Origin of the sequence: Novosphingobium sp. (genome assembly GCF_036820275.1) — a bacterium.
Taxonomy (GTDB): Bacteria; Pseudomonadota; Alphaproteobacteria; order Sphingomonadales; family Sphingomonadaceae; genus Novosphingobium.
In genome coordinates, this window is the sequence record NZ_DAISLT010000047.1 from 31612 (window position 1) to 47111 (window position 15500).

13 protein-coding genes are annotated in these 15500 nt (G+C 66.1%); 8 read left to right on the plus strand and 5 right to left on the minus strand.

Going from position 1 to position 15500, the window contains the following annotated elements:
• Positions 1–34: 34 nt before the first annotated feature.
• Positions 35–1045 (minus strand): NADP-dependent oxidoreductase, encoded by a 1011-nt coding sequence (locus V7066_RS24860; RefSeq protein ID WP_334185649.1) that lies wholly within the window; start codon positions 1043–1045, stop codon positions 35–37.
• Positions 1046–1195: 150 nt separating this feature from the next.
• On the opposite strand from V7066_RS24860, the gene V7066_RS24865 reads away from it, so the two are divergent.
• A complete protein-coding gene (locus V7066_RS24865; RefSeq protein WP_334185650.1) occupies positions 1196–3694 on the plus strand; it encodes a TonB-dependent receptor in 2499 nt (832 codons plus the stop codon).
• Positions 3695–3833: 139 nt separating this feature from the next.
• On the opposite strand, the gene V7066_RS24870 is transcribed toward V7066_RS24865, so the two are convergent.
• From V7066_RS24870 to V7066_RS24880, 3 genes are read right to left on the minus strand one after another with little or no spacing between them, the layout of a single operon-like run.
• Positions 3834–4262 carry a nuclear transport factor 2 family protein gene (locus V7066_RS24870; protein WP_334185651.1) on the minus strand — a complete coding sequence of 143 codons (429 nt, stop codon included), beginning with the start codon at positions 4260–4262 and terminating at the stop codon, positions 3834–3836.
• Positions 4263–4272: 10 nt separating this feature from the next.
• Positions 4273–4641: a Rieske (2Fe-2S) protein gene (locus V7066_RS24875; protein ID WP_334185652.1), complete on the minus strand. Its 369-nt coding sequence runs from the start codon at positions 4639–4641 to the stop codon at positions 4273–4275.
• Complete coding sequence (locus tag V7066_RS24880) at positions 4628–5635, minus strand: NADP-dependent oxidoreductase (protein ID WP_334185653.1); 1008 nt, start codon at positions 5633–5635, stop codon at positions 4628–4630. The genes V7066_RS24875 and V7066_RS24880 overlap by 14 nt, the downstream gene beginning before the upstream one ends.
• Before the next feature lie 107 nt (positions 5636–5742).
• On the opposite strand from V7066_RS24880, the gene V7066_RS24885 reads away from it, so the two are divergent.
• A complete protein-coding gene (locus V7066_RS24885; protein ID WP_334185654.1) occupies positions 5743–6153 on the plus strand; it encodes a nuclear transport factor 2 family protein in 411 nt (136 codons plus the stop codon).
• A gap of 227 nt (positions 6154–6380) precedes the next feature.
• Positions 6381–6689, plus strand: coding sequence for a hypothetical protein (locus V7066_RS24890; RefSeq protein ID WP_334185655.1), 309 nt, complete (start codon positions 6381–6383; stop codon positions 6687–6689).
• 2 nt (positions 6690–6691) lie between these two features.
• Here V7066_RS24890 and V7066_RS24895 read toward each other — a convergent pair whose 3' ends face one another.
• Positions 6692–7417: a murein L,D-transpeptidase catalytic domain family protein gene (locus V7066_RS24895; protein WP_334185656.1), complete on the minus strand. Its 726-nt coding sequence runs from the start codon at positions 7415–7417 to the stop codon at positions 6692–6694.
• A 107-nt stretch (positions 7418–7524) separates the two neighbouring features.
• Here V7066_RS24895 and V7066_RS24900 point away from each other — a divergent pair, with 107 nt between their 5' ends.
• From V7066_RS24900 to V7066_RS24920, 5 genes are all read left to right on the plus strand, one after another.
• Entirely contained in the window at positions 7525–7983 is a 459-nt protein-coding gene (locus tag V7066_RS24900; protein WP_334185657.1) for an XRE family transcriptional regulator, read from the plus strand.
• 303 nt (positions 7984–8286) lie between these two features.
• Positions 8287–11079 carry a TonB-dependent receptor gene (locus V7066_RS24905; protein ID WP_334185658.1) on the plus strand — a complete coding sequence of 931 codons (2793 nt, stop codon included), beginning with the start codon at positions 8287–8289 and terminating at the stop codon, positions 11077–11079.
• A complete protein-coding gene (locus V7066_RS24910; RefSeq protein ID WP_334185659.1) occupies positions 11076–11789 on the plus strand; it encodes a DUF6250 domain-containing protein in 714 nt (237 codons plus the stop codon). Before V7066_RS24905 ends, V7066_RS24910 begins: the two co-directional genes overlap by 4 nt.
• 14 nt (positions 11790–11803) lie before the next feature.
• Positions 11804–14509: an exo-rhamnogalacturonan lyase family protein gene (locus V7066_RS24915; RefSeq protein WP_334185660.1), complete on the plus strand. Its 2706-nt coding sequence runs from the start codon at positions 11804–11806 to the stop codon at positions 14507–14509.
• Positions 14510–14713: 204 nt separating this feature from the next.
• A partial coding sequence (locus V7066_RS24920) for an MCP four helix bundle domain-containing protein (RefSeq protein WP_334185661.1) occupies positions 14714–15500 on the plus strand: 787 nt, incomplete at its 3' end.

Genomic DNA, 15500 nt, shown 5'->3' on the forward strand with positions numbered 1-15500 from the left:
GTCCCGGGGCGCCGAACCCGGGACGACGGCCCCTTCAAGCCACCCGCACCACCACTTTGCCGATATTCTTCCCCGTCAGCATCCGCTCGTAAGCATCAAGCACGTTCTCGATCCCCTGCGTCTCGTCGAACCGCATCGCGAGCTTCCCCGCATCGAGCCACCCGCGCAGGACCGGCAGGAATTCCGCGCCGCGTTCGAGGAAGTCGGGAATGAAGAACCCCTCCACCCTGAGCCGCCGCATCAGGATCTGATCGAAGCGCGCAGGCCCCGGCATCGGAGCATCGCTGTCATAGCCCGCCACCATGCCGCAGATCGCAACGCGGCCATAGTGCGCCATGTTCGGCAGCACCGCGTCGAGGATCGGCCCGCCGACATTGTCGAAGAACGCCCCGATCCCGCCCTCGCAAGCGGCCAACCGCGCCTCGACATCCTCGCTGCGATAGTCGATCGCCATGTCCACGCCGAGATTTTCGCGCAAGTAGCGGCACTTCTCCGCCCCGCCCGCGATGCCGACGACCCTCGCGCCAAGATTGCGCCCGACCTGACAGGCCAGGCTCCCCGTCGCCCCCGCCGCTGCGGAGACCGCCAGCCACTCCCCCGGCCGTACCGCTGCGACTTCCTTCACGCCGACATAGGCCGTCCAGGCATTCATCCCCAGCGCGCCGAAATGCTGGCGCGGATCGGACAGGCTATCATCCACCGCCTCCAGCCCGGCGAGCGCGGGCAGGACCACCGCCTGCTCGGCCCACTGCCCGAAACCGCGCACCAGAGTGCCGACCGGAAAGGCCGGATCGCGCGTCTCGCTGACCCGGCCGAGCACCAGCCCGACCATCTTCGCGCCGAGCGGCAGCGGCGGCTGGTAGCCGTCGGTGCGCGGGCTCATCCACATGCGGGTGCCGGCATCCATCGAAAGCCACTCGGTCGCGATGCGGACTTCGCCCTCGCCGAGCGGTGCCGGAACTTCCTCGCAAAGGCTGAGAAAACGGGCGAAATCGGTATTGCCTTCGGGATGGCGATCGAGCCGCCAGAAACGGTTGCCGGTCAAATGAGGTCTCCCAGTGAGAACCCAAGGTCACCCGCCCGCACCCCCTCGCCACCTGACCAAACAGCTAGGGCTATCCGTTTGCACAGGCCTTCGCCCGCCCCCGAAGTTCTACCAAGGCAGGAACAAAGAAAACATGCGGGAGGCCCTGAAATGCGATTCTCGAAATCCGCCCTGCTCACGTCGACCATGCTGACGATGACGCTCCTGTCCCTCCCCGCAGCCGCGCAGGAAGCGGCGGCGCCGCTCCCCCAGGAACAGCCTCCGCAAGACGAGGCAGCGACCGGCGGCATCAAGGAAATCATCGTCACCGCCCGCAAGCGGCAGGAAACCGCGCAGGACGTGCCCGTCGCCGTCACCGCCATTTCCGCCGAGCAGATCGCCTCGCGCGACATCACCAGCGTCGAGAAGATCGCCGCGATCGCACCGCAGTTCAACGTCGGCCGCGCCTCCAACGGTTCCGGGGCCCAGCTCACCTTGCGCGGCATCGGCTCGTCCTCCACCTCGATCGGCATCGAGCAGTCGGTCGCGGTCGTCGTGGACGGCGCCTATTATGGCCAGGGGCGGGTGATCCAGGAAGGCTTCTTCGACCTCGCCCGCGTCGAAGTGCTGAAAGGTCCGCAGGCGCTGTTCTTCGGCAAGAACGCGACTGCCGGGGTTATCTCGATCACCACGGCCGATCCCACGGCAACCCCGGAATTCCAGATCAAGGGCGGCTACGAGTTCCGCAGCCAGCAATACCGCGTCGAGGGCTATGCCTCGATGCCGCTGACCGACACCCTCGGCATCCGCCTCGCGGCGCGCTATTCCAAGATGGACGGCGGCTACTACCGCAATATCGCGCAGGACATCGTCTATACCGAAGTGGATTCCGCAAGCGTGCTGGCAGGCGGCAACGGCGACCCCACCTCGCACATCGCCAAGCCCGCCGCGCACAAGGCGCCCGGCGAAGAGGAATTCCTCGCCCGCGGCACCCTGAAATGGGAGCCGACCAGCCGCCTCACGGTCAGCCTGAAGGGCAGCGTGGACTTCAACACCGTCAACAATTCCTCGTGGAACTACGTCGCCTTCGCCTGCGGCGACGGCAGCACCTCGCAGCTCAACGGCTATGCCTGCGGCAAGCACTTCATCACCCACCAGAACAACATGCCGGCGGATGTCGCGGCCACGTTCCCCTTCGCGAAGAAGGACGGTTCGCTCTACAACCGCTACCGCTCGGCAGGCGGAACGCTCAACGTGACTTACGATGCCGATCAGCTTCAGTTGTCGTCGGTCACCAATTACCAGTGGAACAACAACCGCTGGGCCTGTGCCTGCGATTTCCAGTCCAGCAACAGTGCCGATGGCCGCCCCGGAAGCAACTGGGCGACCGAAAACTCCTCGTGGAAGGCCTTCAGTCAGGAATTCCGCGCCCTGACCCAGTTCGACGGCCCGTTCAACATGATGCTGGGCATGCTCTACCAGAAGACCCGGCGCGACTTCGAACAGTATGTCCTCGTCGGCGGCGTCTCCAATTCCGCCGCGCCCGCCGGGCTGGAACATGTCGCCACCGCCAAGACCAGCTTCACCAAGGGCGAGACGATGGCCGTCTTCGGGCAGATCACCTACAAGATCCTGCCGACGCTCGAGCTGGCGGGCGGCGCGCGCTATTCCGACGAGACCAAGAACAGTTTCTTCACCCAGTTCTACAACAATCCACTGGTCACCAGCATCTTCCGCGACCAGTTCGATCCCGATGGACTGGGCGTGGTGACCGCGCGCCAGCACTTCACCAACTGGTCTCCCGAAGCAACCCTGACCTGGAAACCCACCGAAGACCTGATGGTCTACGGCGCCTACAAGACGGCCTACAAGTCCGGCGGGTTCTCGAACGGGGGCATCAACTCGAAGCTCTCGGCCGATCCGAACGCCGACCTGACGTTCGATCCCGAGAAGGCGGAAGGGTTCGAACTGGGCTTCAAGTCCACGCTGCTGAACCGCCAGCTTCGCTTCAACGTCACCGCTTTCAACTACAAGTACAAGAACCTGCAGGTCGACTTCTTCAACTCCCCGATCTTCGCCTTCCAGACCCTGACCGCCGATGCGCGGACCAAGGGCGTGGAGGCCGAATTCCAGTTCGCGCCCAACGGCATACCGGGCTTCGACCTGCACGGCTCGGTCAATTACAACAAGGCACGCTACACCGACTTCCCGCTCGCGCCCTGCTATGCGGGGCAGACTCCGGCGGCCGGCTGCAACCTGGCAGGCGGCAGCCGCCAGGACCTCAGCGGCCAGACGCTGTCGGTCGCGCCGCTCTGGACCGGCAACCTCGGCGTCAATTACGAGATGTCGGTCGGTTCGGCGATGAAGCTCGGCCTCAACGTAGATGCCAAGTATTCAGGCAGTTATCTCGCCTCCGCCTTCGGCAATCCACTGTCGCGGCAGGGCAAGTACGTGACGCTGGACGCCGGTCTGCGCTTCGGCGCCGAGGACGACAACTGGCAGCTCGCCGTGATCGGCAAGAACCTGACCAACCGCTTCTACGTCACCGGCGTGGTGGACGGCCCTTCGACCGGCAGCGGCACCGGCACACCCGGCGGCATCCGCGCCGACCAGCTCGGTTTCGGCACCCTGCCCCGCACGGTCATGGTCGAAGTCACCAAGAAGTTCTGATGGCCTTCCTCCCCCGACGGGGGAGGGGGACCACCCGCAGGGTGGTGGAGGGGCAGGTGCAGCAGAACGCAACCTTGCGTAAGCCGACTGTGCCCCTCCACCACCTTCGGTGGTCCCCCTCCCCGGTTCGGGGAGGAATTCAGCAGCCCTTCGGCGCGTGCTGGCGGTGGATGTTGCGGAAGGAGCGGCTCTTGAACAGCCAGCGGCCGTCCACTTTCACGCATCCGTCCTCGTAGACGCCCCGGTCGCGCATGGTCACGCCGTCCTGGTCGTAGACTTCCGAGGTATAGCTGCGCATCGTCGCACTCTCGCCCGAGACTTCGATCGAGCCGGGCCAAGCCTCGAACATGATCCCCGGATAGGCCTTCATCGCCTCGATCCACATGGCGACGATCGCCGGACGGCCCCGGGTGGTGCCGAGTTCGGGATAGTCCGGCAGCGACCACTCGGCATCCTCGGCCCAGGTTGCGCCCCAGGTCTCCGCGTCGCGGCGCGTCACCGCATCGGCATAAGTCTCCAGCAGTTCGCGGATGGCGAGGCGGTCCTCGGAAGGTCCGGTATAGGGCATCGTTCTCTCCTCAGGCTTCGACCGGGCGCTCGTCCGGCCCCGGCGGCACATCCGGCACGGCGACTTCGATCATGCCGTCTGCAATGCGCAGATCGAAGCGGCGCAAGTCGGCATAGGCGCCGCCGATGCAGCGCCCGGTCGCCGCCTCGAAGCGGGCGCCGTGGAGCGGGCACATGATCGCCCCGCGCCGCACCTTGCCGCCGGAGAGCAGCGCCGCCTGATGCGTGCAGCGGTCGTTGACCGCGTTGAAGCTCTCGTCGCTGCGCACGACCAGCACGCTCCAGCCCGCGATCCGCGCGGCCAGCTTGCCTTCCTCGGGGAAATCCGCCTCGGCCACCAGAGGGTGCCACACATCGCTCATCGTTTCAGATCCGGACAAGGGTCTTTCCTATGGTGCGGCCTGACATCAGGTCGATGAAAGCCTCGGGGAGTTTCTCGAAGCCGTCGCGCACGTTGGCGAGCGGCTTCAGCTTGCCTTCCGCGACCCAGCCGTCGAGCTCGGCCTGCGCCTGGGCGAGCACGTCAGGGTAGTCGTAAGTGATGAAGCCCTGCATGCGGATGCGGTTGACCACCAGTTGCCACAACGTGCGCACGCCGTGGGGATGATCGGCATCGTTGTACTGCCCGACCATGCCGCAGACCGCGACGCGGCCGTGCAGACGCATCAGCGGCAGGATCGCTTCCAGCACTTCGCCGCCGACATTGTCGAAATAGACGTCAACGCCTTCGGGCGCGACTTTGGCGATCTCGGCGGCGATGTCAGGCGTCGCGCGATAGTCGATGGCGGCATCGAAGCCGAGGTCGCGGATCACCGCGGCCTTCTCCGCCGATCCGACGAGGCCGATCACCTTGCAGCCCTTGGCCCTGGCGATCTGCCCGACCGTCGATCCGGTCGCTCCGGCAGCGGCGCTGACCACCACGGTCTCGCCCGGCTTCGCCTCGCCCACCGCGAAAAGCCCGACCCACGCCGTCAGCCCCACCGGGCCGAGCGCGCCCATGTAATGATGCAGCGGCGTATCGGGCCGGCACTGGACTTTCTCCAGTCCCCAGGCCTCGGCCGAAAGCACATAGTGTTCAGACCATGTCGCAAACGCCCGAACCAGCGTGCCGACCGGATAGTCCGCGTGATGGGAAGCCACCACTTCACCCAGCGACATGCCGTTGATCGGCGCCCCCAGCGCGACCGGCTCGATATAGCTCGGCCGATCGTCCAGGAATCCCCGGATGGCCGGATCGACCGAGCCCACTCGCATCGCCACCAGGAATTCCCCGGCACCGGGCTGCGGCATCTCGGTTTCCCGAAGCGCGAAGTCTTCCGGCACCGGCACCCCTTTGGGTCGCCGTGCCAGAACGATCTGTCTGACCTTTCCCATGCCCGCAGCTTAACCGCGCGCGGGCGGCGCGGACTGCTAGTCGAAACGCTAGGTTCGGGAATTTCCGGGGTTTGCCACAGTTCGCGCCGGATGTGAGGAGCAGCGCCATGACGATGAGTGCCGACCAGATGATCGATTTCGTCGACCGCCTCTATGCCGCGACCGGCGTGGGCGACTGGGACACGGCTTCCGCCATGCTCACCGAGGATTTCGTCGCCCACGAGGCGGACGGACTGCCGATGGCGGGGGAATATCGCGGCCGGAACGGCCTGCGCGATCTCTACGCCAAAGTCATGGGCCTTTGCGATGTCGTCGCTCTGGACCGGATCGAAACAACGGCGGGCAAGGACTATGCCGTGACCATCCTCTCGCTGCGCTTTGCGGACCCTGCCCTTCCTCCCGCCGAAATCTGCGAACGCTTCCGCTTCCGCGACGGCAAGTGCTGCGAAATCAAGCCGTTCTACTACGATCCGGCGTCCTTCATCGCCGCCAGCAAGGCGAAAACGGCCGCTATCTGAAGAAGCCCACGGGTCGCACCGCGCAAAAAACAATCGGTTGTTAAACGGCGGCAGGGAACCGCCGGAGTTCCCATGATTTCAGATAATAAGAACGCGGTGTGCAGGAGGAAATCGCGGAAATCCGCGACCTACCTCCAAAGAAATGCACAGAAACCTCCGACAGACCGTTCTTTATCCGCGCCGAAATGCTATGCTCGCAGGCGCAGCACTCAGCATGGGACTCACGAATGCCGAAGGACGCCACGGTTTACTCGCTAGATTCCACGAATCCACGGACCGCTCCGTCCAAGCCGACTTTGAACGACCAGCTCGCCGCGATCCTGGGCGATCTGCGCGAGCGGATCGGCGAGGCGGACGAGATCAACCTGGACTTCAAGGGCAAGCTCCACGTTCACCTTGATGTGAAGCATGGCGAAGACCTGCCGCTGGTCGAGGCGAAGCTGTCCGCGATGGACGGCATGTTCTCGCAGATCAGCCGGGGTTCGACGCCGAACCACCCCTTCTCGCACCGGGTCAGCGCCCTGGTGACGATCTAAAATCAGGCCAGCTTGGCCGCGTAGATCAGGCGTCCTTCGCCGAGATGGTCGAACGCGCGGCTGAGCAGGCTGTCGCCCACGGCAAGGCAGCCCTGGCTCCGTCCCAGCTTGCCGTGCGCGCCGATCATGTTCGGCTCGGCATACCAGGCCCCGTGGATCACGATGGCCCGCTCCAGCGCATTGCTGTTGGTGGGATCGAGCCCCACCAGCCGCTGCGAACGGCCATGTCCGCCATAGTAGTAATCCGAGGTCAGATAGGCGCCCTCGCTGCTGGCGTTCGATCCCATCCGGTTCGAGAAACGCTGCAACCAGCCGGTATGCGCCGGGTCGGACCCGCTGCCATGCGCGACATGGAGCGACGTGATCTTGCGATTCTCCAGATCGACCAGATGGAAGCGCGGCTGCGAGGAGGAGGCCGAGAAATCGACGATCCCGATGCGGTCGCCCTTCACGCGCCGGTCATGCCGGTCGAGCGCCTTCATCGCGGCGTCGAACAGTTCCGGGCGAACGCCCTCGGGTTCGAATCGCGGGGGCAACGGCATGAGTTGCGGCTCGGCGGCAGGCCTGACCGGCGGGAATGCCCCGATGGCCGGGCCGCTGCGCGGCTGAACGAGCGAAGGCGCACGCGATCGGTCCGGAAATGCGGATGAAACGGCGCGAGCGGCAGAAGATGACGACGCTGCGAACGCACTGGCTGCAACGATCAGATTGCGACGGCTGAATTTCATATTGTCGCTGCCATATAGCGATTTCATCGACAAAGTCTTGGCCAGATTCGCCTCGTTCGCCACAAGCTCTTGTCCCCGCCTCGAAAGACATGGAAGGATCATACATCATGACCTCGGCCCGATCCGCTGCACTTTCGAGTGAGGACTACCGCCAGGCGGTGGCGACGATCATCCGTAACCTTCAGAAGCACGAGGATTTGTCGGATAGCCAAATGGCCGAGCGGCTGGGCTGCTCGGTCGGCACGATCCGCAATGCGAAGGGCCGGGCGACGAGTCTCGACCCGCTGATTCTCGCGCGAATCGAACGCACGTTCGGTCCCGGCGCCATCGATCCCTTCCTCGCTCTGGGCCAAGTCCGCGCGGTTCCCCTGCCCAGCGCTCGCATGCCGATGGACCCCGTGCTCGCCATCGTTGAGGCGCTGCACTCCATCGTCGAGGTCCAGGCGGTGGACAGCGAGGGCGGCGCGCGAATTACCGGCAAGGAACTGCGCCGGATCATCGAGGAACTGCGCCACGGCCGCACCGCGCTCGACGCCCTGATCGCCCGGGCCGAAGCCATTCGCTAAGGCTCGGTCGTCATCGCGGCCGGAAAACGCGTTGCGCAAATACTCAGGGTAGTTGCGCTTTACGCATTCCCATATGAGCAACTCTTGAGCACCGCGCGGCCACGTTCTGCCGTGACCCGACACGATTGCCGACCCGATCGCCGTTTCCTTGAGGCTCGGCAATAGCCGCCTATTTGCAATGCTCAACAGGAAACGCGGTCTGCTCGAACCTACTCCGCGCCCTAGAAAAACTTTTTTGTCAACCAAATCACTGGAGATTAGCCCTCACGTCGATTTCTAGTCCGACAAAAGGGGCATATTGTCGTGTATCGTTTCAGCGGCGCCTTGGCGCTTCTCCTTACCAGCACCTCGGTTTTCGCGCAGGAAGCCCAGCAGCAGCCGCGAACCGAAACGCCGGGAACGGGCGCCGAAGACACCGAGCGCGCGGACATCATCGTTACCGGCATTCGCAAGAGCCTGGCCGACTCGCTGGCCGTGAAGCGCGATTCCGCCCAGGTCGTGGATGCGATCTCGGCCGAGGATGTCGGCAAGTTCCCGGACAAGAACATCGGCGAAGCGCTCCAGCGCATCACCGGCGTCCAGATCACCCGCAGCGGCGGCGAGGGACAGGCGATCACCATTCGCGGCGCCGACGCCTCGCTCAACCGTGTCGAGATCAACGGCCAGACGGCGCTCTCCACCTCGATCGCCGCGGCGGCGGGCAACGGCAGCAACCGCGCGGTGGACTTCCGCGACTTGCCCGCCGAATTCGTCTCGCGCCTCGAAGTGCTCAAGTCCGCCACGCCGGACATGACCGAAGGCGGTCTCGGCGGCACCGTGCGCGTCATCACCCGCCGCCCCTTCGACGCCAAGGAGGGTTACCTCGCCGGGTCCGCACAGGGCATCTACAACGAGCTGGCCGACAAGGTGGACCCGAAGTTCGCGGTGATCGGCTCCAAGCTCTTCGCCCACGACACCATCGGCGTGCTGCTTTCCGGCACTTACGAAGAGCGCACGATCCGCTACGATCAGGCCCGGACCACCGGCTGGCGCCAGGTCGAGACCACCCAGCCCGCCACCCCCGCCGCGCAGAACTGCCTCTCGGGCCGCAACCAGGCGCGCTGCGTCGATCTCGACGGCAGCGGCTTCGGCGACTTCTATCCCGACATCCCGCGCTACATCACCGCAACCGAGCCAACCAAGCGCTACGCCGTCAACGGCATCCTCGAATGGCGCCCGAATGACGACTTCCGCGCCTATGTCGAAGGCACCTATACCCGCAGCGACACGACCTCGGACGACCAGTACCTCCAGCTGAGCACCACCCAGTCGGCCGCGAACGGCGGAATCGATCCCACCGGCGTCGTCATTCGCGACGAGACCGCGCAGACGGTGACCTTCGTCAACGGCTCCAACGCCGGGTCGGGTCCGAGCGTGAACTACCGCAGCGTGATCGGCAGCCTCAACCGCCGCACCTTCAACGGCATTCTCGGTGCCGAGTGGACCACCGGCAAGTTCAAGTTCTCCGCGCGCGGCACTTATGCCGCCTCGCGCGTGCTCAACGACGAGGTGGACGTGACCGCCTCGGTCTCCGGCAAGGACGCGCTGCCGTGGATCACGATCGACTACAACAACCCGCAGAACGCGCCCAACATCATCCTGCCGATCGACACCACGACCACGCAGGGCATCAACACCCTCTCGGTCGAGGCCCGTCCGCGTCTCAACAAGCAGCGCGAGACCGGCGGCAAGTTCGATGCCGAATACCGGCCCGATGAACGCGGCTTCCTGACGTCGCTGAAGAGCGGCATCGAGCTGAACCAGCTGGTCTCCAGCAGCCGCTTCCAGAACGCGGTCTATACGCTGAACGGCATCACCGGGCAGACCACGCTGACCCGCTCGGGCGTGACCGGCACCCAGGTACTCGGCACCACGACCCCGGCGGCCCAGCTCGCCAATATCCGCGACCTGCTGAACACATATGGCGGCATGGGCGACGGCAACTTCTTCAAGACCGGCGACCTCGGCTTCTCGGGCATCGACCGCTGGTGGAACCTCGGCGACAACCTCGCCAATGCCGTGGGCGTTCCCGATCCCTACACCAGCATCTCGCCGCTCGACACCTACCGGGTCAAGGAAAGCACCGTGGCGGGGTATTTCCAGGGTTCGTTCAACGCCGACCTCGGCTTCGACCTGTCGGGTGTGATCGGCGCGCGCCTCGTCCATACGCGCACGGTTTCCAGCGGCAGCCAGAGCACCGACGGCGTCATCACCCCCGCCCGCTACACCGGCGAATATACCGTGCTGCTGCCCTCGCTGAACCTGCGTGCCGAAGTGATCCCGCGCAAGCTGGTGGTGCGCGCCACGGCGTCCGACGTACTCGCCCGCCCGGCCCCTTCGCAGATGGCGCCGAACGTCCGGCTCGATTCCGTCGCGCTCACCGGCTCGCGCGGCAATCCGGGCCTCAAGCCCTATCGCGCCTGGCAGTACGATCTCGGTTTCGAATACTACCTTTCGCGCACGAACTACGTCTCGGTCACGGCGTTCCGCAAGGACATCAAGTCGTTCATCGACACGCAGAGCCAGGAAGAGGAGATCGACGGTCAGGTCTACACGATCCGGTTGCCGGTCAACGGCACCCAGCACGTCACCATTCAGGGCTTCGAGGCGGGCGCGCAGCTCGGGCTGGACTTCCTGCCCGGCCTGCTGAGCAATCTGGGCGTGACCGCCAACTACACCTTCAACAGCGATAGCGGCTATGAGGGCAAGGACTATTTCACCGGCGCCTCGCTGCCGTTCCCGGGCGTTTCGCGCAACAGCTACAACGCATCGGTGTTCTATGACGACGGCCGCTTCGCCATTCGCGGGTCGTACAACTGGCGCAGCCGCTACCTGATCAACGCGGTCGATCGCGGCAACAACCCCTCGTTCGGCGAATCCTTCGGCCAGTTCGACGCCTCGGCGAGCTACGTCATCACCCCGCAGGTCTCGGTGTTCCTGGAAGGCGTGAACCTCACCGACTCCACCCGCATCGAGAACGCCAACAGCGTCTATCGCCGCAACGTGATCGAGACTTACGGCCGCCGCATCTACTTCGGCGTGCGGGCCAAGCTGTGACGCTTCCGGGACTTTCCCGGCGCACGATGGTCACCGGGCTGGCGGGAGCCTGTCTCCTGCCCGCCCCGGCCGTCGCACGCGGCGGCGAGCGGAATCTGTTCTCGGACGATTTCCGCCACGGTCTCGGCCGATGGCGCATCGAGGCGGAGACCCCGGCGCAGATTTCCGCGATAGGGGGCGTGCTCGATATCGAGGCGCCCGCCGGGCTGACCTTGTGGTTCCTGCCGCGCCTCGAAGGCCGTATCGCCATCGACTATGAAGCGCAGGCCGTCTCGGCGGGCGGCGCGCATGACCGGGTGAGCGACCTCAACTGCTTCTGGATGGCGCAGGACCCGACCGCACCTGAGGGCAGCGCCCTCGCCCGCCCGCGTTCGGGCAAGTTCGAGGACTACGACGACCTCGAAACCTACTACGTCGGCCTCGGCGGCAACGGCAATTCCACCTCGCGCTTTCGCCGCTATGTCGGCAAGCCCGGCGTGCGGCCCCTGCTGCCGGAAAACGACCGGCGCGGTGCGGAGGACATGCTCGTCGCCAACCGGTGGCAGCGCATCCGCCTGACCGCAGACGGCAACCGGATCGGGTTCTTCCGCGACGGCAGGCAGCTGTTCGCCTTCGACGATCCCCAGCCGCTCACCGGCGGCCACTTCGCGCTGCGTACCACCGCCAGCCATCTGCGGCTGCGCCGTTTCACCGTCTCCCGTCTCGCTTGATTTCAGGAATGTCCATGCCCTGCTCTCGTCGTGCGCTGCTGCGCGCCGGTCTCCTTGGCGGTGCCGCGCTCTCCCTTCCCGTCCGTGTGCTGGCCGCCGCCTCTTCCGGGACGAATGCCGAACTGCACTGGCTCGACGGCACCGCGCCCGGCTGGGACGCCGGCCAGACGTTCGGCCTGCCCTGGCCGCGCGGCACCCTGCACCGTGCCGATCGCCTCGCCGCCGCGACCGATGGCGGTGCGGCGCTGCCGGTGCAGAGCTGGCCGCTGGCCTACTGGCCCGACGGTTCGATCAAGTGGAGCGGCCATAGCCTCCCCGCCGGACGCCATGCGCCGGAACGCGTCAGGATCGCCGCAGGGCGCGCCGCCAGCCCGGTCGAGAAGGTCTCGGTCGAGCAGCAGGCCGACGCCGTGCTCGTCACCGTCGGCCCGACGCGCTGGCGCATCCCGCGCTCCGGCAGCGCGGTGATCGCCTCCGCCGAGCGCGATGGCCAAGTGCTGCTGCGCGATGTCGCGCTGGTCGCCCGCGCCCAGGATGCCGCTTCGGGCGAGGAAGCCGATACCCTCTCCCAGCACCATTTCAGCAGCCGCATCGACAGCGTGACCGTCGAGCAGACCGGCCCGGTCCGCGCCGTGATCAAGATCGACGGCCTCCACGCCGGAGCGGCACGCGCATGGCTGCCCTTCAGCCTGAGGCTCTATTTCACCAGCGGCAGCGCGGCGGTGCGGATCGTCCACAGCGTGATCTGGGACGGCGATGCCGAGCACGATTTCCTCTCGGGCCTCGGTGTCACCGCTCAGGTGCCGATGCGCGGGGCCTTGCATGACCGCCATGTCCGCCTCGCCACCGAAAAGGGCCTCTTCGCCGAAGCCGTCCGCCCGCTGACCGGCCTGCGCCGCGATCCCGGCGAAGCCTTCCGGCAGGCCCAGATCGACGGCCGCGCCACGCCCGATGTGGCGACCCTGCCCGAGAAATTCGCGCCGCTGCTGGACAGCATTCCCGCCTGGGGCGATTTCCGGCTGTTCCAAGGCTCTTCCGAGGGCTTCGTGCTGACCAAGCGAACGCGCAAGGGCCGCGCGCCGATCCAGTCGCTCGAAGGCCACCGGGCGCGGGGCCTTGCCTATGTCGGCTCGCCGCAGGGCGGTGCGGCGATCGGCATGGCTGACTTCTGGAAGCGCCACCCGGTCCAGCTCGACATTGCCGAAGCCTCCGGAGACGAAGCCCGGCTAACCGCCTGGCTCTGGGCGCCCGACGCCCCGGCGATGGACATGCGCTCCTACCGCGACGTGCTCGGCATGACCGACTATCCCGCGCAGAACCGCGGCCTCGACGTAACCTATGAGGATTATGAGCCGGGCTGGGATTCCGCCAAGGGCATCGCGCGGACCAACGAACTCTGGCTCTGGGCACTGCCCGCCACGCCCGACGCGGCGACGCTGGAAAGCTACGCCGCCCACGTCGCCCGCCCGCCGCGCCTTCAGGCAAGTCCCGCGCAGATCCGCGCCGCCGGGGTATTCGGAGACTGGGCGCTGCCCACTGCGGGCGGCCCGGCGGCACAGGCGGTGGAGCGTCAGAACGACCTGCTGCTCGGCCATTACCGTGACGAGATCGAACGGCGGCACTGGTACGGTTTCTGGAACCACGGCGATGTGATGCACACCTACGATGCCGACCGGCATCAATGGCGCTACGACATCGGCGGCTATGCCTGGGACAACAGCGAACTCTCGACCGACCTCTGGCTCTGGTACAGCTACTTGCGCACCGGCCGCGCCGACCTGTTCCGCATGGCCGAGGCGATGACGCGCCATACCGGCGAGGTCGACGTCTACCACGCCGGGCCATGGGCCGGGCTCGGCACCCGCCACGGCGTCCAGCACTGGAGCGACAGTTCGAAGCAGCCGCGCGTTTCCAACGCCGCCTATCGCCGCATCTTCTACTACCTCACCGGCGACGAGCGCGTGGGCGACCTGATGCGCACGCTCGTCCATTCCGACCGCGCGCTCCAGAAAGTCGACATCGGCCGCAAGGTGGCAGACCGCGCGCCGGAATCGCTGCCGCCCGGCGGCATTGCAGCGGTCACCAAGCCGCAGGGCCTGCCCGAGGGCGTGATCCAGCTCTCGTTCGGCACCAGCTGGGGCAGCCTCGTCGCCGCCTGGTTCACCGAGTGGGAGCGCACCGGCGACCGCCGCTGGCGCGACCGCATCGTCGCGGGGATGGACAGCATCGCCGCCCTGCCGCGCCAATGGTGGGCGGGCGGTGCGAACTTCGACCTTGCCAGCGGCCGCTTCGTCTCGGGCGGCGACCAGATCAGCGTCAGCCACCTGAATGCGGTGTTCGGGATCGTCGAGATCATGGCCGAAGTGCTGCCGCTCGTCGATACACCGCGCTACCGCGCCGCCTGGATCGACTACTGCGCCTGGTACAACGCCCCCGCCGCCGACTGGCAGCGCCGCTTCGGCGAACGCCCGCGCGGCCACAGCCTGCGCCAGGCCCATTCCCGCCTGACCGCCTATGCCGCCCATGCCCTGGGCGACCGTGCACTCGCCAAGCGGGCCTGGGACGAGTTCCACGGCGGCGACCTGGCATCGGATCTCGCACAGACGACCACACCGGAGGGAATCGTGGAAGTCCCCGGCGTCTCGACCAACAGCACCGCGCAGTGGGGGCTGGCAGCGATCCAGAACCTGGCGCTGGTCCCGGCCGATTTGCAGAGCTGAGCAAGCGGCCTGAACATGCGACGGGAATGTTTCGCCATTTGAGGAAACAAGCATCGCCGAACCGCCTTTGGCTCACGACAGATTGGCGGATTTGCGCGGTTTCCAGCGGGCAGTCGGGACCGGAACGGGACCATTGTGTCTATAACTACACAATGGCGCGCCTTCGCAGGCTCCCCTTCCGGACTCCCGACAAATGGAATGAACATGCTCGATTTTCTCAATAACTGGCGGCTTCCCAAGAAGCTGTTTGCGGCTTTCGGCCTGCTGATTACCCTGCTGAGCGTGGTGGGTATCAACGGCCTCGTCTCGACCCGCACGATGAACGCCATTGCCCGCAGCCATGTCGACCATGGCCTCGCCAGCATGTCGGCGCTCGCAGACGTCATCAGCAATGCCCAGGCGCTGCGCTCGCTGGTCTATGCCAATTACATCGCCAAGAACGAGACCGAGAGCCGCGAGCTCAAGGAGCGTTACGCTACCGCCAAGGCAGATCTCGGCAAGGCCGTCGGGGAATACGATGCCGTGGCCGATGCCAGCCTCGCCGGCGATCTCGCACAGCTGAAAAGCGGCATCGATTCGCTCAATTCCGTAAACGACCGGACTCTGGAACTGCGTGCCTCGGGCGATCTCGATGGCGCCCTGGCGCTGATGAACGGTGAAGGCCGCAACGCATCGCGCAATGTCACCACCGGGACCGACCAGCTCGTCGACAAAGTCCGCGCGCTTTCGACCCAGCGGGCGGAAGACGGCGAATCGACCGCGACCCTGGCAACCTGGCTTTCGGCCGGTCTGGCCCTGCTCGGCATCGCCGGTATCCTGCTGATCTGGCGCGTGCTCAACCGCACCGTCGCCGCACCGATGAGCCGCATCACCGAGGTCACCACGACGCTGGCCGAAGGCGGCAAGGTGGACGTGCCCTACCGCGAGCGCGGCGATGAAATCGGCGAGATCGCCGAAGCCGTCGAGCAGTTCCGCGTGGCCGCCGCCGCCC